Raw genomic sequence first — 19,286 nt, forward strand, 5'->3', positions numbered from 1 at the left:
CTTTGCTCCGCTGAAATTTTGTTCATCCGAGGTATGTCCTTAAAATTTCAAACGGAACATGACATTGCACAACAGGGTATCTGCAGACGAGCTGAAACGCAGGCTGGCTGCAGAAACATTCAAGAGAATCACTATCTCCTTCTACCAGTACGCCCGGATCGACGATCCGAAGGCTTTCCGCGACCAGCTTTATACGGCCCTTGACCAGTTACAGGTGTTCGGGCGCATTTACGTGGCGCACGAAGGCATCAATGCCCAGGTAAGCGTGCCGGAGCATCATATCGAGGCTTTCCGCAGCTACCTGTATTCCATTCCCTTCCTGGACGGCATAAGGCTGAACGTTGCCGTGGAAGATCACGGCAAATCCTTCTGGGTATTGCGCATCAAGGTACGTGAGAAAATAGTGGCCGACGGTATTACCGACCCCGCTTTTGATATGGTGCGCAAAGGCAAGTACCTGGATGCCAAAGCCTTTAATGAGCTGGCCGCCGATCCCGATACCATTATCGTGGATATGCGCAACCATTACGAATACGAGGTGGGACATTTTGAACGGGCCATAGAAGTGCCTTCGGATACCTTCCGTGAGCAACTGCCCATGGCGGTAGACATGCTGAAGGACCAGAAGGATAAAAATATCGTGATGTATTGCACCGGCGGTATCCGTTGCGAAAAAGCCTCCGCCTACCTGCTGCACAACGGTTTTAATAATGTGTACCACCTGGAAGGCGGTATCATTGAATACACCAATAAAGCCCGCGAGCAGGGCCTGCCCAACAAGTTCAAAGGAAAGAATTTCGTATTTGACGAACGCCTGGGCGAGCGTATCAGCAATGATATTATCAGCCACTGCCACCAGTGCGGGCAGCCCTGCGATACCCATACCAACTGTAAAAATGACGGCTGCCACCTGCTGTTCATCCAGTGCGAAGCCTGCGCCGCCCAATATGAAGGCTGCTGCAGCGAGGCCTGCCAGTCCGTGCTGCACCTGCCCGCCGCCGAGCGTGAAAAGCTGCGCAAAGGCATTGATAAAGGGCAGATGATCTTCAACAAGTCAAAGCAACGGTTGCGGCCCAGGTTGAATGAATAGGCCTACCGCTTCAGGTACTTATCCTTCAATATCCTTTCCATCACTGCATCTTTCAGGTGCCGGCTCACAGGAATGTGCTGTGAGCCGATCATAATATCATTCCCGGTGATCCGGTCTATTTTGGAGAGCGCTACAATGTAGGATTTATGCACGCGCAGGAACTGCTGCGCCGGCAGGTAGTCCTCCACTGCCTTGAATGTGAGGTAGGTAATGTACTTGCGCTGCGCCGTATGCAGCACTACATAATTCTGCAGCGCGGCAGCATACAGCAGGTCGTCAAAGCAGATGCGTTCCAGCCCGCTGTCGCATTTAATGAAGAAATAGCCTTCCGCGTTTGCTGCAGCCGGGCGCTGCAGCAGCTCGAAATAGGAGCGGGCCTTCAGCGCCGCTTTCAGGAAGCGCTCAAAGGCGATGGGTTTCAGCAGGTAATCTATTACATCCAGCTCAAAACCCTGCAGGGCGTACTCCGGGTATGCCGTGGTGAGGATGGCCAGGGGCGGCTGCGGCAGGGAGCGCAGGAGTTGCAGGCCATTGATGCGGGGCATCTGTATATCCAGGAACAGCAGGTGCACGGGTTGCGCCTGCAGCAGCGCAATGGCCTTTACCGGGCTGTCGCATACGGCGGCCAGCTCCAGGAAATCCACGTCCGCGCAGTATTCCTGCAGCCCCTTGCGGGCCAGCGGCTCGTCGTCTATGATCATACAGCGTAAGGTCATGCAATACGGATATCTAAGGTTACGTGAAATGCCTGCTCCGTTTCAGCTATCTGCAGGGAATGCTTTTCCGGGTACAGCAGCTCCAGGCGGCGTTTTACATTGGCCAGCCCGATGCCGTGATGCGTGCCGTTGCCATTCACCGGCCTTTCCCGCGTATTGTAGGTTTCCAGTTGCAGGAAAGGCCCCTGCCGGCGCAGGTGTACGGTCACCTTGTTGGGCGCCTGCACATGAGCGGATACGTGCTTGAACGCATTTTCCACGAAAGGGATCAGCAGCAGGGGCGCTATGCTGAAATGCTGCATGGCCGGGTCGCAGTAAAAGGATACCTCGCAGTTATCATTCAGCCGCATTTGCTGGATAGCCACATAATTGGCCACATACTGCGCCTCCTTTTCTATGGGAATGGCGTCCGTGTTACAGTCGTACAACTGGTAGCGCAGCAGGTCCGCGAATTGCCGGAGCATGTCCCGGGCGGCCTTGTTCTCCTTGTCTATCAGGAAATACACGGCATTCAGGGAATTGAACAAGGCATGCGGGTTGATCTGCGCTTTCAGGTATTGCAGCTCCTGCTCTGCGCTGGCCCGCAGGGCGCTTTGCAGGCGGTGCTGCGTCTGCAGCCGGTCTATATAGAACTGCACGCCGGTAATGGCGCCTACCATAAAGAAAAGGGGAATGTACACGTCGTATAACTGGCTGTTGAGGCTGGCATTGGGCCATTGCGCAATACGGCCGGCATAAGGCTGCAGCACCCCGTTCAGCAACTGTATCACCAGCCAGCCCGTGCCGCCTATCAGCCCGGCAAAAGCGGTAAAGAAGATCACATACTGCTGCCGGTACAGGAAGCGGGGGATCAGCACATAGCTGGTAAAGTACACGGCGCCCGCCAGCGTTACTACCTTCAGCAGGCCGGCCAGCATGGTAGCCTGCAAGGCGGGGTAATCGTCTATGCGCAGCAGCACCCATACCGTGAAGAAGATCATCCAGAACAATACATGGTGCAGCTTATACCGTGTCAGTGCCGGCAGGATGTTCATACCCTAATTTAGCATTTGTTGGCGGTTTGCGGCGCATGTTTACGCATAAGGCGGGTTTTGCGGGACGAAAGGAAAAAAATCCGCCCCGCGTTGTTTCTTCTGCGGCGGGGCGGAGTAATTGAGCATGAAACCAGTTCAGGAAGCATCAAAGCTACCGGTACTGTCGTTTCAGCCCCATTCTATCAACCTATATGCGAACTAAAACCAGTTTCCAATTGTAAGTTGGCAGTTTGCAGGCATTGGGCGACTGATTGAACCGACTGCCGCCTGCTAATTAATGACTGCCAACTTTCTTGTACGCCCCATAGAATATAATGGGGAATACCAGCAGCGTCAGCACCGTAGCGGTTATTAAGCCGCCTATCACCACGATGGCCAGCGGCTTCTGTGTTTCTGAGCCTACACCATGCGATACGGCGGCCGGTATGAGGCCGATGGCGGCCATCAGCGCCGTCATTACCACGGGGCGCACCCGCGACTCCACGCCCAGGCGGATGGCCTCGTTCAGCGGCATGCGTTGCTGCAGGTTTTTGTGGAACACCGATATCAGGATCACGCCGTTCTGTATGCAGATGCCGAAGAGCGCTATAAAGCCTACGCCGGCGGAGATACCGAAATTGATGCCCGTGGTGTGTATGGCCAGTATGCCGCCTATCAGCGCAAAGGGCACGTTCAGCAGTATCAGGCCGGCATCCTTAACGCTGCCCAGCATAATGAACAGGATTATGAAAATAGCCACCAGGCTTACCGGTATCACCTGCGCCAGGCGGCCGGTGGCGCGTACCTGGTTCTCAAACTCGCCGGTCCAGCCTACGCTGTAGCCTTTGGGCAGGCGGATGGCCGCCTTTACTTTGGCCTGGGCCTCTGCAATGGTGCTGCCCAGGTCACGATCGCGCACAGAGAACTTGATGCCGATGAACCGCTTATTACCGTCCCGGTAAATGAAAGCCGGGCCGGTAATAGTGGTAATGGTGGCCAGCTCTTTCAGCGGTACCTTGTTGCCGCCCTGGGTAGGCACCATCAGGTTCTGCAGGTCCTCTTCCGTTTTGCGGTAATTGGCAGCGTAGCGGATACGGATGTCAAATTTCTTCTCGCCTTCGTATAGCTGGGTGGCGGTTTTCCCGCCAATGGCCATTTCGATCACGGCCTGTGCGTCTGCCGTGTTCACGCCATACAGGGCCATCTTGTTGTCGTGCAGGTTAATGGTCATTTCCGGTTGTCCGATGTTGCGGATCACGCCGAGGTCGCGGATGCCGGGCACTTTTTTTAACTGGGCCACTACCTGTGCGGAGAGGCTTTCCAGCTTTTCCAGGTCATCGCCGTATATTTTTACGCCGTTGGCGGCCTTGAAGCCGGCCACGGCTTCCGATACATTGTCGCTGATAGGCTGGGAAAAGTTCAGGACTATGCCGGGGTATTTCTTCAGCCTTTGCTCCATCTGGCTGATCAGCTCATCCTGCGATATCCCCCGCTTCCATTCCTGTTTGGGCGCCAGGTCTACCTGGTATTGCACGAAGTAGAAGCCGTTAGGGTCGGTGCCGTCGTTGGAGCGCCCTACCTGCGACAGTACGCGCTTTACTTCCGGGAAGCCCCCCAGGTCCTGGCGGATGGCGTGCGCCATTTTCACGCTTTCCGTGAGCGACATGCTCATGGGCAGCTCGGTGGTCACCCAGAGGGAGCCTTCGTTCAGTTGCGGCAGGAACTCCGTGCCCAGCCAGCGGGCGGAGAAAAAGGTGAGCGCCATAAAGCCCAGGGCCAGTCCCATGCTGAGCCGCTTGTGCCCGTAGGTCCAGTTAAAGCCCCGCATCACGATCCGGTCAAAGAACTGTACCACGGGGTTGTGCTTTTCCCGCACATTTTTGTTCAGCAGGAGGGAGCTGAGCACCGGCACCAGCGTAAGGGTGAACAGCAGGGCGCCCAGCAGGGCAAAGCCCAGCGTCCAGGCCAGCGGGGAGAACATCTTGCCCTCCACTTTCTGGAATGAAAAGATGGGTATCAGCGATATGATGATGATCAGCTTGGAGAAGAAGATGGCTTTGGCCAGCTCCCCGCCCGTTTGCTTGATCCAGCCCATCTTGGCCAGCTTGTTGAAACGCTCCATGCCAAAGTGTTTGGCCTTGTGGTCCAGCATCACGAAAATGCCTTCCACCATCACCACGGCCCCGTCTATAATGATCCCGAAGTCAATGGCGCCCATGCTGATCAGGTTGGCCGTCATACCTTTCAGGCGCAGGCATAAAAAGGCAAACAGCAGCGACAGCGGGATAATGATGGATACCGTGAGCGTGGTGCGCCAGTCGGCCATGAAGATGAACACGATCACCGTCACAAACAGGATGCCTTCCGCCAGGTTGTGCAGTACGGTGTGCGTGCAGAACTCCATCAGCGTATCCCGGTCGTAAAAGGTTTCCATCCTGATGTCCGCCGGCAATATCGTTTCATTCAGCTCTTTGATCTTGTCCTTCAGCCGGGCCAGCACTTCGGTGGGGTTCTCGCCCTTGCGCATGACTACGATGCCTTCCACCAGGTCGTCCGCTTTGTCCAGCCCCACCTGTCCCACGCGGGGCAGGGAGGATTCCTGCACGGTGGCTACGTTCTTTACCAGTAGGGGCGTGCCGTTGATGTTGTCGAGAATAATGTTCTCGATGTCGGCGATGCTGTTCAGCAGGCCGATACCCCGTACCACGTAGGCCTGCCCATTCTTTTCGATCACATCGCCGCCTACGTTGATATTGCTTTTGGTTACCGCCTGGTACAGCTCCAGGGGGGTAATATCGTACTTGGCTAAACGAACAGGGTCGGCGGTGATCTCGTATATCTTGTCCTGCCCGCCAAAGGCCACGATGTCCGCCACACCGGGCACGCTGCGCAGTTGCCGGTCTATCACCCAGTTCTGGTAGGTGAGCAGGTCGCGGGAGCTGCGGTGGTCGCTTTTCAGGTAGTAGCGGAATATCTCCCCGGTAGGGCCGTAGGGCGGCTGTATTTCCGGGTCCGCGCCTTCGGGCAGGGAAATGCTTTGCAGCATGTTGTTCACCTGTTGCCGGGCGAAGAAGTCCTCCACGTCATCTTCAAAGATGATCTTTACCACGGAGAGGCCGAACATGGTGATAGAGCGCACGCTGGTCTTTTTCTGTACCGCGTTCATGGCCACCTCCACGGGCAGCGTTACAAAACGCTCCACTTCCTGCGCGCTGCGGCCGTTCCACTTGGTCACGATCACGATCTGCGTATTGGTGACGTCCGGGAAGGCTTCTATGGGCGTGTGCACAAATGCTACAATGCCTGAAATGACCAGGGTGGCGGTTGCAATAAATACGAACAGTTTATTCCTGAGCGAAAAGCCAACAATATTTTTAATGAGTCTGTTCATGCCGGACAGTTGTCAATTAATAATTAATAATGAATAATTAATAATACCTGTAACACCAGTGTTACAATGAAACAGGCATGTAACGATTATTAATTATTAATTATTCATTATTTTAATCGTTGAGTGCATTATAGATCAGTAGCTGGTTCCGGGAGATCACCCGTTCCCCGGGCCGCAGCCCCTTGCTTAAATAGGCGAGGCTGCCGGAAGTCCGGTAGGGCTCCACTTCCCGTACCTGTATGTTGTACTTGTCCCGGAATACCAGCACATAGCTTTTGCTGCGGTCAAATATCAGCGAGGAGGCGGGCACGGCCAGCATCTGGTTGCCTTCGTTGTAATGCAGGGTCACGGTGGCGAACATCTCCGGTTTCAGTTGCATGTCCTTGTTATCCAGCCGGATGCGGATCTGCATGGTCTTGGTGGCCGGGTCCAGGAAATTGTAGATCTTGTCCACCTTGCCGTGGAACACGGTATCCGGGTAGCTGATGGTCACAATGTCCGCATCGTAACCTTCCTTTACGCGGGCAATGTCCGTTTCAAATACGTTGGCCAGCACCCATACGTCGTTCAGCTCGGATACGGTGAAGATGTTCTGGCTGTTGTCGCTGCGGATCTCCATGTTGTTGTTGATATTCTTTTCGATGATATAGCCGGAGATAGGGGCGGTAACCAGGTAGGTGGAACCGCTGCCGCGGCGGTATATCTTGAAGAGATCGTTCAGGCGGTTCACTTCGGCCCGGGCCTTGTCCACCTGTCCCTGCGCATCCACCACATCCTTTTCGGTGCTCAACTGGCTGCTGAAGAGGTCTTTGGCTACCTGCAGCCCTTTTTCCGCTACGGCCAGGTTGGTACGTGCCTCGGCCATCTGCTTGTCATAGTCGGCTATCTCCCCGCTCTGTATCACGGCCAGTATCTGTCCCTTCTGTACGAAATCGCCCAGTTGCACTTTTATGTCCTTTACATACCCGCTCACGAGGGGATATACTTTCAGCACCTTGCCCACATCCGGGGCTACCTTGCCGGACAGGCGCAGCTCGTTCTGCACCGGCCGGATGCTGGCGGTGTCTATGTGAATGCTCTGCAGCATGGTGTCGCTGAGCACAAAGGTTTCCTTTTCTGTGTCCTCGGCCTGTATATGCTTACAGCCGCTGTAGAGTATGATGCTGACTGCCAGCAGGGCAAGGGTTGAAATGCGATTCATGTGTTTTTATTTAACCATCTTATTTCCTACTTCTTACTTCCTACATCCTACTTCAGGAACAGTTCTGTTCCCGTAACATAGTTCAGCTCCTCATACGCTGTAATGCGGTCCAGCAGCAGCTTGTTGATGTGCTTTACGTTGTCGCTGTAGCTGTTGAAATAGTCGATGAACTGCAGCAGGGAAATGTTCCCCTTACGGAAATTGAGCGCCACTTCGGCTATCAGCCGGTCATATTCCTCGCTGAAGCTGCGGAAGTCCAGCGCCCGGTACTGCTGGTCCGCCAGGCGGATCTTTTCCAGCGACTGCTGCACCTCCGTGACCACTATATTATTGCCCTGGGCCAGGCTTTGCTCCTGTGCCTTTACCTCGTTGCCGGCTGCGCGGATGTTGCCCTGGTTGCGGTTCCAGAAGGGAAGGTCTATGCCCATGGTCAGCCCTATGAAGTTGGGCGCATAGCTGCCGTTCTTGTCATAGGCGGCGCCCACGTGCAGGTCCGGCACGGCCATCGCCTTTTGCAGGCTGTAGTTCACCTGGGCCTGCTGCAGTTGCTGCTGCGCCATGCGGAGGTCCGGCCGGTTGGCCAGGGCGGTGTCGGTAAGCGCAGCCGGCGTATACCCGGCCATGTTATAGCGCACCAGCTCTTCGGTATCCACACGGGGAGCAAACTGCCGGTTGCTGCCCAGGAGCTGCTGCAGGTTGAGCTGGGCGGCCAGCTCCTGCTGCTTCAGGTCTGCATAATCATTGCTGATGCCTACCAGCAGGGCGCGCAGGCGCACTACATCCGCGTGCGCCACGCTCCCTTTTTTATCGGCTTCCGTATATGCGTCTACTATTTTCTGCAGGTTGGATAGCTGTTCCAGCAGCACCTTTTCCGTTTCCTGCAGGAAATACAGTTGGTAATAGCTGCCCCGGAGCTGCAGGCGCAGGGTGCGCATCAGCTCATAGAAGGCGGACTGGCTGGCGGCGGCATTCAGCCGGGCCAACTGCACCTGTTTATTGCGTTTACCCGCCAGCGTGATCAGTTGGTCCACTTCGTAGGCGGTTTGCCCGCCGTTGCCCCCGTAAAAAGGCTGCACCTTGCTGGTGGTGCCAAATCCCCAGGTGGCGTTGAAAGATGGATTGCTCCACAGGCGCGCCTGTTGCACCAGGGCTTTATCCGCATCCACGCGGTAGCGTTGCGCCAGTAGCTGGTAATTCTTACCCAGGAAGGTATCTTCTGCGGCCTGCAGGGTGATGGGCTGCAGGGTTTGCGCCAGGCTGCTGTATGTGATGAACAGGGTGATGATTGATATCCTGAGCTTTTTGTGCATATAAGCTGCGTTATAAACCTATTTACAGGTGCAAAGCTCAGCAAGGGGGATTAAAGGGGCCTTTAAGGCGGCTTAAAAAGGGCTTAAAAAATAAAAAGGATAAAAATAAAAAGTGGGGACACTATAAGTGCGGTAGCAATACGGTGAACACCGTGCCTTTGCCCGGGGTGGAGCTGAGGGAGATATGGCCTTTGTGCAGTTGCACGATCTTTTTGCAGATGGAAAGGCCCAGGCCGTGGCCGCGTGTCTGCTGTGCGTGCTGCCCCCGGTAGAAGGGCTCAAATATCTTTTCCTGCTCGGCGGGCGGAATGCCCATGCCATTGTCCTTTACCTGTACCTGGATGTAATGGGAGTGGAAACCGATCAACACCCGGGCGGTATTGTCCGCGGAAAATTTACAGGCGTTGTCCACCAGGTTGAGGAACAGTATTTTCAGCAGCACTTCGTTTCCCATACAGGTAAGCTCGGTGTCCTGCTCGGGCAGTTCTTCAAACTGTATCTCTACTTTCCCGCTCTGTTTCAATTTAATAAGGTTCCCCATTTCAAGCAGCAACTCATCTATGCGCACTTCGTAGAGGGAGAAGCGTTGTTCGTTCAGCTCAGACTGCGCCAGTTGCAGCAGCCCGTTGGTGAGGTCCGACAGGTTTTCGGCGTCTTCCAGTACGGAACTGAGCACCGCGGCATAGTCGTCCCGGCTTCTTTCCTTGGAAAGGGTTACCTGTAACTGGCTGATAATGGAGGCCAGGGGGGTGCGCAGCTCGTGGGAGGCGTTGCTCACAAAGCTCTTCTGCAGGTCAAACGAGTTGCTGAGCCGCTGCAGCATGGTATTGAAATTGCTGCCCAGTTGCGCGATCTCGTCGCGCCCGCGGATGTCCACCGTTGTATCCTGCAGGTTGTTCGCGTTGATGGTATTCACCTGCCGCACCAGTTGGTCAATGGGGGCCACCATCTTGCGGGAAAAGAAATACCCGATCACCACCAGCGCAACGGCGGCCACCAGCAGCTCCAGGAGCAGGATGCGCCGGAGGTTCTGCAGGTTCTGGTAACCGTATTTGTCCAGCGAGGATACGATCACGATCACGGACATGCTGCCTTCCGTGTAATAAACGCCCATCACCTCGTCACTGTCCTTTTCAGCGCTGTAAATGCCGTTCTGTTTAATATAGTCCAGCAGGCTGCGGTGGGTACGTATAGCCGTGTCCTTCAGGTTGGAATACAGCAGGTCATAATTGGGGTCATATACCAGTATGGTTTCCTGGTACAGGTCCTGGAAGGTGGTCTTGTCCAGCTTGCGCAGCAGGTCTATCCGCACGCGGTCATCTTCAATGATCACGTTGGCAATGGAGCGGGCCCGGTACTCCAGGCGTTCCATGTATTCCGCCTTACGGGATTTGGCGGAGAAATAGTAGGCGAGGGTGGCAAAGGAAACCAGCAACACGGTGGCTGACAGGGTGTAGTAGAGCGCTATTTTATACTTTATCTTCATATCTCTTACTTCCTACATCTTACATCATTCCTCTCCCAGGTAATACCCCATGCCTGTTTTAGTATGCAGTAATTTCTGCCCGAAATCCTTGTCTATCTTCTTGCGCAGGAAGTTCATATACACCTCTATCACGTTGGTGCCGGTATCAAAATCAATGTCCCACACCTTTTCCGCGATGGTGAGCTTGGAAATGACCTTGCCTTTGTGCAGCGCCAGGAATTCCAGGAGCTGGTATTCCTTGGCGGTAAGCGGAATTTTTTTGCCGCCCCGGGTCACCTCTTTCTTTTCCCGGTCTATTTCCAGGTCGGCGATCGTTATTTTATACAGGCTGCTTTGCTGCACATCGGCGCCAGCGCGCTTCAGGAACACGCGGATGCGGGCCAGCAGCTCGCGGAAGTCAAAGGGTTTTACCAGGTAGTCGTCCGCGCCCAGCTCAAAGGCCTGCATTTTATCGTCCATGTCGCCCAGGGCGGTGAGGATGATAATAGGCACCCGGTTGTTCCTGCGCCGTATCACTTCGCATATCTCGTAGCCGTTGTTGTAGGGGAGGTTCAGGTCCAGTATCACCAGGTCGTAGTGGTTGCCGGACGCCAGGCTTTTGCCCATGCGCCCGTCGTAGGCCACGTCTGTTTCAAAGCCGTTCTCTTCCAGCCCCTTTTTAACAGCGTTGGCTACTTTAACTTCATCTTCTACCACCAGGATCTTCTGCATTCCTTGGAATTAATAATTAATTATTCATTGTTAATTAATTTCTCGAACAGCTCTTCGTACTGCTGGTTGGTTCGGGCATGTTCCTGCAGCACCTGCTGGTAGTCCGCCTCGGTCTGCCGGAACTTGTCCTTGTCGCCGTACAGGTCCGGGTTGCCCAGCGTGGCCTCCAGGGCGGCCTTCTTTTCATTCAGCCTGGCCAGGGTGTCTTCCAGTTGCTGGAACTGCCGCTGCAGCTTCTGCTGCTCTTTTTGCGCTTCCTTGTTGATGGGGGCGCCTTTGGCGGGAGCGCTGGCAGTTGCCGGGGCGCTATCCTGGCTGCCGGCATTATTGCCGCCTTTATTTTTACCTTTCTCGCCTTTGGCCGGTTTGGGTGGTTGGGCGGCAGCCGCCTGCCTTTTTTTCCATTCCTCCCACTCGGCATAGGTGCCTTTGAACTCCTTGATCTCCCCGTTCACGATCTCCCATATCTTGTTGGCCGTCTGGCTCACAAAATAGCGGTCGTGGGATACCAGCACGTAGCTGCCTTCATATTTTCCTAACGCATCAATCAGCATCTGTACGGAGTTCATATCCAGGTGGTTGGTGGGTTCATCCAGCAGCAGGAAATTGGCCTGGCTGATGATGGTCTTGGCCAGGGCCACCCGTGCTTTTTCTCCACCGGACAGGATGCGGATCTTCTTGAACACGTCGTCGCCGGTAAAGAGGAAACAGCCCAGGAGGGAGCGTAGCTCCAGCTCGGTGCGGCCGCTGCCGGCGGACTTCAGCTCTTCCAGTATCTCGTAGTCCATATGCAGGGCCTCCAGTTGGTGCTGGGCGTAAAAGGAGGTTACCACGTTATGCCCGGGTATGCGGTTGCCTTCCATGGGCTCCGTGCCGGCAATAATGCGCAGCAGGGTGGACTTGCCCTTACCGTTGGCGCCTATCAGGGCTATTTTGTCGCCGCGGTCTATTTCCGCGCCGGTATGCTCCAGTACGGTGATATCGCCAAATTTTTTGGAAACGTCCTGCAGGGTGCAGAGGATCTTACCGGGCACCTTGTCTACGTTAAAGTTAATGCGGATGCGGGAGGGGCCGCCATCCACCTGCTCTACGCGGTCCAGCTTTTCCAGCCGCTTCATGGCGCTCTGGGCCTGGGCGGCCTTGGTGGCTTTGGCCTTGAACCGTTCAATGAACCGTTCCTGCTGGCGGATGTACTCCTGCTGGTTTTCGTAGGCCCGTTGCTGCATTTCACGGCGCAGCTCCTTTTCCTGCTCGTAATCCTCGTAGTTGCCGGTATAGTGGTGCAGTTGCTGCTGGTACAGCTCCACGATCTTGTTCACCATCCGGTCCAGGAAATAGCGGTCGTGGGATACGATGATCACGGCGCCGGCGTAGCCCTGCAGGTATTTTTCCAGCCACTCAATGGAGGGTAGGTCCAGGTGGTTGGTCGGTTCGTCCAGCATCAGCACATCAGGCTGCTGCAATATCAGTTTGGCCAGCAGCACGCGCATGCGCCAGCCGCCGGAAAATTCGTTGTAGGGGCGTTCCAGGTCTGCCGTGCTGAATCCCAGGCCTTCCAGCACCTGCGCGGTACGGTGGCGCATGTTGTAACCGTCCAGCGCCTCAAAAGCATGCAGCTTGTCGCTGAACTCGTGCAGCAGGGCCTCGGTCTGGTTATGTTCCAGCTCTTTCGTAATGCGCTCTATGTCCTTTTCCAGCTCCAGCGCTTCCGCAAAGGCGGTCATGCCCACGGACAGGATGGAGTCGTCTGTTTCAAAGCTCAGCAGGTCCTGGTTAAAGAAGCCGATGCTCAGGTTCCGGATCTTGTTCACGCTGCCTTTGGATACGGAATATTCCCCGTTGATGATCCTTAATAGGGTGGACTTCCCGGTGCCGTTCAGCCCGATCAGTCCCACGCGGTCGCCCGGCACGATATGCCAGGAAGCGTCTTCTACAATGGTTCTGGCTCCGAATTCAAAAGTAATGTCCTGTAGCGCAATCAGCATAGCGGCAATTATATATAATTGTTAATTAAAACACGCAAAGGTAATTATTAATGTGCTAAAGTGCAGATGTGGGGATACGCACATCAACACATTATATTATCTTTGCCCGTGAGAATTTGTGCGTTGAAAAATCAGTAATATATACCTATGAGAACCTGTCAGCAAACCGTGCAGTCCGCGAACGATCATTACAGGGTACAAGTATTTATTGTTGTCAGAAGAGCATTTTGAAAAACCGGGAGGCGGCCGCCGCATCCAGTAAAGAACCGTGGGGTTTTATCATGAATATGTCTATTCCATATCTTCATTTGCTCAGGTATGCCATGCTGTCCATGTTTTGCATGTGCCTGCTGTTGCCGGCCCGGGCGCAGCAACGATTTACGATCAGCGGATACGTGCGGGACACTACCAACGGGGAGTCTCTTACCGGCGCTACCATACAGGTAAAGGGCAGCCTGCATGGCGTGCAGGCCAATGCCTACGGCTACTATGCACTGACCCTCCCGGCCGGGGAGTATACCATCGTTTGCTCTTTCCTGGGCTACGTGGAGCAGGAGCGCAGCATCCGGCTGGAGGATGACCTGCAGTTGAACATGCTGATGGCCCCGCGCGCCTACCAGGCGCAGGAAGTGGTGGTGACCGGGCAACGGAAGAACCGGAACGTGGAAAGCACGGAAATGGGCCGGGTGGAAATATCCACCGCGGACGCCAAAAAACTGCCGTCCTTCCTGGGGGAGGTGGACGTGCTGAAGACCCTGCAACTGATGCCGGGCATACAGGCGGCAGGGGAGGGCAATGCCGGCCTGTACGTGCGCGGCGGCGGCCCGGACCAGAACCTGATCCTGCTGGACGAAGCGCCGGTGTACAACACGGGCCACCTGTTCGGCTTTTTCTCCATTTTCAATGCCGACGCTATCCGCAACACCACCCTGATCAAGGGCGGCATGCCCGCCAACTACGGGGGGCGCCTTTCCTCCGTGGTGGACGTGAACATGAAGGAAGGCAATAACCAGGCGTTCCAGGCAGAGGGCGGCATCGGCCTGATAGCCTCCCGCTTTTCCGTACAGGGGCCGCTGAAAAAGAACAAATCCTCCTTTATCATTTCCGGTCGCCGCACTTATGTAGACCTGCTGGTGAAGCCCTTCCTGGATGAGAACAGCAACTATGGCAGGTCCGGCTATTACTTCTACGACCTGAACGTAAAGGCCAACTATATTTTTTCCGATAAGGACCGTATTTACCTGAGCGGCTACTTCGGGCGTGATGTGTTCGATTTCGAAAGCGGCACCCGCACATTCGACGCCAATATTCCCTGGGGCAATACCACGGCTACCTTCCGCTGGAACCACGTATTCAGCAAAAAGCTGTTTGCCAATACCTCCCTGATCTATAACGACTACCGCTTCAGCTTTTCCGGCGTGCAGAACAATTTCGACATCCACCTGTCATCCGGTATCAGCGACGGGAACGGCAAGCTGGACTTCGATTATTTTGCCAGCCAGCGCCATCATATCAAGTTCGGCGGGAATTACATTTATCACCGCTTTACGCCCTATTCCGCATCCGGCCGGCAGGACAGCACCTACTTCAACCCGGACAATGCTTTCCGGAAATATGCGCACGAGGCCGCCGTGTACTTCATGGACGACTGGGAGATCACGCCCCAACTGAAGCTGAACGCCGGGGTGCGCTACAGCGCCTTTATGCAGATAGGGCCCTATACCCGTTATGTGAAGAATGCCAGCGGCGTGAAAACAGACAGCACCGTGTATGATAAATGGGAGGAGGTACGGTCCTACGGCGGTTTTGAGCCCCGTGCTATCCTGCGCTACGCCTGGAATGGACAGAACTCCCTGAAAGCATCCGCCACCCGCAATTACCAGTTCATTCACCTGGTGACCAATGCGGGTACCACCCTGCCTACGGACCTCTGGGTGCCCAGCACCTACAAGGTAAAGCCGCAGGTATCCTGGCAGTATACCCTGGGCTACTACCGCAACTTTGACGACAATACCTGGGAAACCTCCCTGGAAACGTACTACAAGGACATGCAAAACCAGATAGAGTACCGGCAGGGCTACACGCCTTCCTTAACCGACCCCGAGGAAGACTTTGTGTTTGGCAAGGGATGGGCTTACGGCGCGGAGCTGTTCGTGCACAAGACCAAAGGCCGCTTTACCGGCTGGCTGGGATATACGCTGGCCTGGACCTGGCGGAAGTTTCCCGACCTGAACGAGGGAAAAAAATTCCCCGCCAAGTACGACCGCCGGCATGACCTGGTGCTGGTGGCCAACTATGAGCTGACCCGGAAATGGCACCTCTCCGGGGTGTTTGTATTCGGCTCCGGCAATACTACCACGCTGCCGGAAAAGTTCTATATGGTGGAGGGCAACCTGGTATCCGATTACGGGGACATTAACGGGTACCGCATGGCGCCTTACCACCGGCTGGACCTCTCCGCCGTGTATACGCCCAACCGCCACCCGGAGCGCCGGTTCAAAAGCTCCTGGGCCTTTTCCATCTATAACGCCTACAGCCGTATGAACCCGTACTTCCTGTACTTTGACCAGACGGGGAACTTACTGGGCAATACCCTTAACCTCCGCGCCCGGCAGGTATCGCTGTTCCCGATCATACCGTCGGTGACCTGGAACTTTAAGTTTTAGTGAAAGGTGAACCCTTCACTATTCCCTGCTGCAAACTAATAACAGTTGAAATTTTGTATCTTCGCAAGCTATTTTATTTAAAGCCAGGCGGCTACGTGGCCAACTGCTAAGAGCTATAGAATCATATGATCAACATTACTTTTCCCGATGGCGCAGTCCGCCAGTATGAACCAGGAATAACAGCATTGGATATTGCCAAGTCTATCAGCGAAGGGCTGGCGCGTAAAGTATTGGCAGCAAAGGTGAACGGGCAGGTGACAGACGCCACCCGTCCTATTACCGGAGACGCAACGCTGCAACTGCTCACCTGGACGGATGCGGACGGTAAGGCTACCATGTGGCACTCTTCCGCCCACCTGATGGCGGAGGCGCTGGAAGCCCTGTACCCGGGCGTAAAGTTTGGCATAGGCCCCGCTATAGAGAACGGCTTCTATTACGACGTGGACCTGGGCGGCCAGGCCATCTCCGATGAGGACCTGAAAAAGCTGGAAGCAAAGATGGCGGAGCTGGCCAAACAACAAAATACCTACCAGCGCAAGGAAGTGAGCAAGGCGGATGCCCTGCAGTACTTCACTGAAAAAGGCGATCAATATAAGCTGGAGCTGATCAACGATCTGCAGGACGGTACCATTACTTTTTATACCCAGGGCGGCTTTACGGACCTGTGCCGGGGCCCGCATATACCCAATACGGGCTTTATCAAGGCCATCAAGCTGACCAACATTGCCGGCGCCTACTGGCGGGGTAATGAAAAGAACAAGATGCTGACCCGCATCTACGGCATTACTTTCCCTAACCAGAAGGAGCTGGACGAATACCTGACCCTGGTAGAGGAGGCGAAAAAGCGCGACCACCGCAAGCTGGGCCGGGAGCTGGAGCTGTTCACCTTTTCCGAAAGGGTAGGGCTGGGCCTGCCCCTGTGGCTGCCCAAAGGCGCCATGCTGCGGGAACGTCTGCAGCAGTTCCTGCAGAAAGCCCAGGTGGAAAGCGGCTACCAGCCGGTGGTAACACCGCATATCGGCAACAAGAACCTGTACATTACTTCCGGGCACTATGAGAAATACGGGAAGGACAGCTTTCAGCCCATCCATACGCCGGAGGAAGGCGAGGAGTTTATGCTGAAGCCCATGAACTGCCCCCACCACTGCGAGATCTATAAGGCCTCGCCCAAATCCTACAAGGACCTGCCGGTGCGCTTTGCCGAATTTGGCACGGTGTACCGCTATGAGCAGCACGGCGAGCTGCACGGCCTGACCCGCGTGCGCGGTTTTACCCAGGACGATGCGCACCTGTTCTGCCGTCCCGACCAGGTGAAAGAGGAGTTCATCAAAGTGATAGACCTGGTGCTGTACGTGTTCCGTAGCCTGAGCTTTACGGAGTATACGGCGCAGATCTCCCTGCGCGACCAGGAGGACCGGAGCAAGTACATTGGCTCCGATGAGAACTGGAACCTGGCGGAGCAGGCCATTATCGAGTCCGCCCAGGAAAAAGGACTGAACACCGTGGTAGAGTACGGGGAGGCGGCTTTTTACGGCCCCAAGCTGGATTTTATGGTGAAGGACGCCCTGGGCCGCAAATGGCAGTTGGGCACCATCCAGGTGGACTACAACCTGCCGGAGCGTTTTGACCTGGAATACATCGGGGCCGACAACCAGAAGCACCGCCCCGTAATGATACACCGGGCGCCTTTTGGCTCCCTGGAGCGGTTCATAGCCGTGCTGATAGAGCACTGCGCCGGTAAATTCCCCCTCTGGCTTACGCCTACCCAGGTGAAGGTGCTGCCTATCAGCGATAAAAGCTTAATATATGCAGAAAAAATAGCGGAATTGTTAAAAAATGCTGAAATTCGCGCTGAAATAGACGACCGTAACGAGAAGATAGGGAAGAAGATACGGGAGGCTGAGCTGGCAAAAGTGCCTTATATGCTGGTGCTGGGCGAGAAGGAAGCCGCAGATGAAAAAGTGGCGGTAAGGCGGCAGGCCAAAGGAGACCTGGGTACCATGACCCTGGATCAGTTTATCGGTCTTGTAAATGATGAAGTTGTCAACAGGAAACCTTTTGAATAAATTCATTCCGGGTATATTTATTGCTGCGTATTTATGTGAATTGATCGCAAAAAAGAATAACTTCAGGGAAGGATTTTTATTAATTAATTTTTTATTTTTTTAATGCAACAAACACCCAGACCAAATTTTAACCGCGGGAGAAACCCGAACTTTCGGAGGGAACAACAGCAAGAACATCGTACCAACAGAATGATACGTGTGCCGGAAGTCAGATTAGTGGGAGATAATGTTGAGGCAGGCGTTTACCGGACAGATGAAGCCTTGCATATGGCTGAGCAGCAGGGCCTGGATCTGGTAGAAATATCCCCAAGTGCCACTCCACCAGTATGTCGCATCATTGACTATAATAAATTCCTGTACGATAAGAAGAAGAAGGAGAAGGAGATGAAGGCCAAGGCGCATAAAAGCGAGGTGAAAGAGATCCGCTTTACGCCGAATACGGACGATCATGACTTCGACTTCAAAGCCAAGCATGCGGAAAAGTTCCTCAAAGAGGGCAATAAGGTAAAGACCTATGTACAGTTCAAAGGCCGCGCCATCATGTTCAAGGAGCGGGGAGAACTGATACTGCTGAAGTTTGCCGACCGCCTGTCTGAAGTAGGCATGCTGGAGGGGATGCCCTCCATGGAAGGCAAGCGTATGATCGCCTTTTTCGCTCCCAAAGCCGCCAAGAAGAAGGAAGGCGGTGGAAAGGATAAGGATAAGGAGCCGAGAGAGCCCCGTGAGCCGCGGGAAAACCGCGAGCAGCCTGCACCCCGCCCGGTGGAAAACAAGCAGCCGGAGCGCAAGGCATAGTTTCCGAATAAGATTACTGTTAGTGGTATACAGACCGTCCTGAGATGATCAGGACGGTTTTTTTATGCTCATATAAATTTTATACAAATAAATTATTTTAATATATTATTAAAATATATTTGTATATTTGCCCTGTCACATTTTTACCAGGTCTGCATTTGACCGGACATGCCACCTATGAACTACAGCAAGAGCCTATGAACCAAAATCAGTGATCTCCGGGACAATCACCAGTACTTGTTAAAAATACCCTGAACCGCGTTCCGTGCATTACTAACTATTAAATCTTGCAGTATGCAGCCAAATCTGAAAAAAGTTGCTTCGTTGCTATCCGTATGCGTTATGGCATCGTTCCTGTTTTCCTGTAAAGGGGTAACGGAAGAGGAATACCTGAGGAACAGCTTTTATGAAAAAGAAGCACAACTGAAAAGACTGAACCGCCTGATTGACTCCCTGGTGATCCCGCAGTTGAACCCGGAGGAGTACAACAGCTATATTGTAGTGGATTGCAATACGGCGCCCTCCGTTAAAAACAACAGTGTATGCAATCCCGTGGTGGCCGCCGCCATGCGGGAGCTGGCCATCAGCTCCGTTAACGTGGAAAAGGGCACCTGCAGCACCAACGGTCAGTATAACCTGTACATCTACAAGGTAAACGCGAAATATAACAACTACAGCAAGTTCTATTATTACCACGACCTGTGCGATAAATGGAAGGAAGCCCGTACCGGCAAGGATTTCATCTATATTCCTTTCGAAGATCACTGGTCTATTTTTGCCGGTAAGCATTAGGAAGAACTATTCGGTGTAATGTCTCATAACTTGAAGTTGAAAGGCCGTCCGGGGAAGAACCGGG

Annotated in this window: 13 protein-coding genes; 5 read left to right on the forward strand and 8 right to left on the reverse strand. The window is 54.2% G+C overall.

The window, feature by feature from the left end; translation table 11 throughout:
- The first annotated feature begins 58 nt into the window (after positions 1-58).
- Positions 59-1,090 (forward strand): oxygen-dependent tRNA uridine(34) hydroxylase TrhO, encoded by a 1,032-nt coding sequence (trhO, locus tag LX66_RS17300; protein WP_145715882.1) that lies wholly within the window; start codon positions 59-61, stop codon positions 1,088-1,090.
- Between the two features lie 2 nt (positions 1,091-1,092).
- Here trhO and LX66_RS17305 read toward each other — a convergent pair whose 3' ends face one another.
- The 8 genes from LX66_RS17305 to LX66_RS17340 all read right to left on the reverse strand — a co-directional run bounded on the left by LX66_RS17305 (position 1,093) and on the right by LX66_RS17340 (position 12,903).
- Positions 1,093-1,806 (reverse strand): LytR/AlgR family response regulator transcription factor, encoded by a 714-nt coding sequence (locus tag LX66_RS17305; RefSeq protein ID WP_145715884.1) that lies wholly within the window; start codon positions 1,804-1,806, stop codon positions 1,093-1,095.
- On the reverse strand, positions 1,803-2,840 hold the full coding sequence (locus LX66_RS17310) for a sensor histidine kinase (protein ID WP_145715885.1): 1,038 nt from the start codon (positions 2,838-2,840) through the stop codon (positions 1,803-1,805). Before LX66_RS17310 ends, LX66_RS17305 begins: the two co-directional genes overlap by 4 nt.
- Positions 2,841-3,114: 274 nt before the next feature.
- Complete coding sequence (locus LX66_RS17315; protein ID WP_145715887.1) at positions 3,115-6,210, reverse strand: efflux RND transporter permease subunit; 3,096 nt, start codon at positions 6,208-6,210, stop codon at positions 3,115-3,117.
- A gap of 112 nt (positions 6,211-6,322) precedes the next feature.
- The gene (locus tag LX66_RS17320; RefSeq protein ID WP_145715889.1) at positions 6,323-7,411 is read right to left on the reverse strand and encodes an efflux RND transporter periplasmic adaptor subunit; all 1,089 of its coding nucleotides are present in this window, start codon (positions 7,409-7,411) and stop codon (positions 6,323-6,325) included.
- Between the two features lie 47 nt (positions 7,412-7,458).
- Entirely contained in the window at positions 7,459-8,721 is a 1,263-nt protein-coding gene (locus LX66_RS17325; RefSeq protein ID WP_145715891.1) for a TolC family protein, read from the reverse strand.
- Between the two features lie 121 nt (positions 8,722-8,842).
- Positions 8,843-10,207, reverse strand: a complete 1,365-nt coding sequence (locus LX66_RS17330; RefSeq protein ID WP_145715893.1) for a HAMP domain-containing sensor histidine kinase — start codon at positions 10,205-10,207, stop codon at positions 8,843-8,845.
- A gap of 24 nt (positions 10,208-10,231) precedes the next feature.
- Complete coding sequence (locus tag LX66_RS17335) at positions 10,232-10,918, reverse strand: response regulator transcription factor (RefSeq protein ID WP_145715895.1); 687 nt, start codon at positions 10,916-10,918, stop codon at positions 10,232-10,234.
- 20 nt (positions 10,919-10,938) lie between these two features.
- Complete coding sequence (locus LX66_RS17340) at positions 10,939-12,903, reverse strand: ABC-F family ATP-binding cassette domain-containing protein (RefSeq protein ID WP_145715896.1); 1,965 nt, start codon at positions 12,901-12,903, stop codon at positions 10,939-10,941.
- Between the two features lie 287 nt (positions 12,904-13,190).
- Here LX66_RS17340 and LX66_RS17345 point away from each other — a divergent pair, with 287 nt between their 5' ends.
- The 4 genes from LX66_RS17345 (at position 13,191) to LX66_RS17360 (ending at position 19,222) form a co-directional block, all read left to right on the forward strand.
- A complete protein-coding gene (locus tag LX66_RS17345) occupies positions 13,191-15,569 on the forward strand; it encodes a TonB-dependent receptor (protein WP_244620442.1) in 2,379 nt (792 codons plus the stop codon).
- A 125-nt stretch (positions 15,570-15,694) separates the two neighbouring features.
- Entirely contained in the window at positions 15,695-17,635 is a 1,941-nt protein-coding gene (gene thrS, locus LX66_RS17350; RefSeq protein WP_145715898.1) for a threonine--tRNA ligase, read from the forward strand.
- Between the two features lie 102 nt (positions 17,636-17,737).
- The gene (infC, locus tag LX66_RS17355; RefSeq protein ID WP_145715900.1) at positions 17,738-18,430 is read left to right on the forward strand and encodes a translation initiation factor IF-3; all 693 of its coding nucleotides are present in this window, start codon (positions 17,738-17,740) and stop codon (positions 18,428-18,430) included.
- Positions 18,431-18,772: 342 nt separating this feature from the next.
- Positions 18,773-19,222 (forward strand): hypothetical protein, encoded by a 450-nt coding sequence (locus LX66_RS17360; protein WP_145715902.1) that lies wholly within the window; start codon positions 18,773-18,775, stop codon positions 19,220-19,222.
- Positions 19,223-19,286: the final 64 nt, after the last annotated feature.

It is taken from the genome of Chitinophaga japonensis, assembly GCF_007830125.1.
Classification (GTDB): Bacteria; Bacteroidota; Bacteroidia; order Chitinophagales; family Chitinophagaceae; genus Chitinophaga; species Chitinophaga japonensis.

What these genes read in the sequence shown, in the direction of transcription:
- trhO (WP_145715882.1), top strand. Translation starts at nt 59, where the DNA reads ATGACATTGCACAACAGGGTATCTGCAGACGAGCTGAAACGCAGGCTG.
- LX66_RS17310 (WP_145715885.1), bottom strand. Translation starts at nt 2,840, where the DNA reads ATGAACATCCTGCCGGCACTGACACGGTATAAGCTGCACCATGTATTG.
- LX66_RS17325 (WP_145715891.1), bottom strand. Translation starts at nt 8,721, where the DNA reads ATGCACAAAAAGCTCAGGATATCAATCATCACCCTGTTCATCACATAC.
- LX66_RS17305 (WP_145715884.1), bottom strand. Translation starts at nt 1,806, where the DNA reads ATGACCTTACGCTGTATGATCATAGACGACGAGCCGCTGGCCCGCAAG.
- LX66_RS17330 (WP_145715893.1), bottom strand. Translation starts at nt 10,207, where the DNA reads ATGAAGATAAAGTATAAAATAGCGCTCTACTACACCCTGTCAGCCACC.
- LX66_RS17320 (WP_145715889.1), bottom strand. Translation starts at nt 7,411, where the DNA reads ATGAATCGCATTTCAACCCTTGCCCTGCTGGCAGTCAGCATCATACTC.
- infC (WP_145715900.1), top strand. Translation starts at nt 17,738, where the DNA reads ATGCAACAAACACCCAGACCAAATTTTAACCGCGGGAGAAACCCGAAC.
- LX66_RS17315 (WP_145715887.1), bottom strand. Translation starts at nt 6,210, where the DNA reads ATGAACAGACTCATTAAAAATATTGTTGGCTTTTCGCTCAGGAATAAA.
- LX66_RS17345 (WP_244620442.1), top strand. Translation starts at nt 13,191, where the DNA reads ATGTCTATTCCATATCTTCATTTGCTCAGGTATGCCATGCTGTCCATG.
- LX66_RS17340 (WP_145715896.1), bottom strand. Translation starts at nt 12,903, where the DNA reads ATGCTGATTGCGCTACAGGACATTACTTTTGAATTCGGAGCCAGAACC.
- LX66_RS17360 (WP_145715902.1), top strand. Translation starts at nt 18,773, where the DNA reads ATGGCATCGTTCCTGTTTTCCTGTAAAGGGGTAACGGAAGAGGAATAC.
- LX66_RS17335 (WP_145715895.1), bottom strand. Translation starts at nt 10,918, where the DNA reads ATGCAGAAGATCCTGGTGGTAGAAGATGAAGTTAAAGTAGCCAACGCT.
- thrS (WP_145715898.1), top strand. Translation starts at nt 15,695, where the DNA reads ATGATCAACATTACTTTTCCCGATGGCGCAGTCCGCCAGTATGAACCA.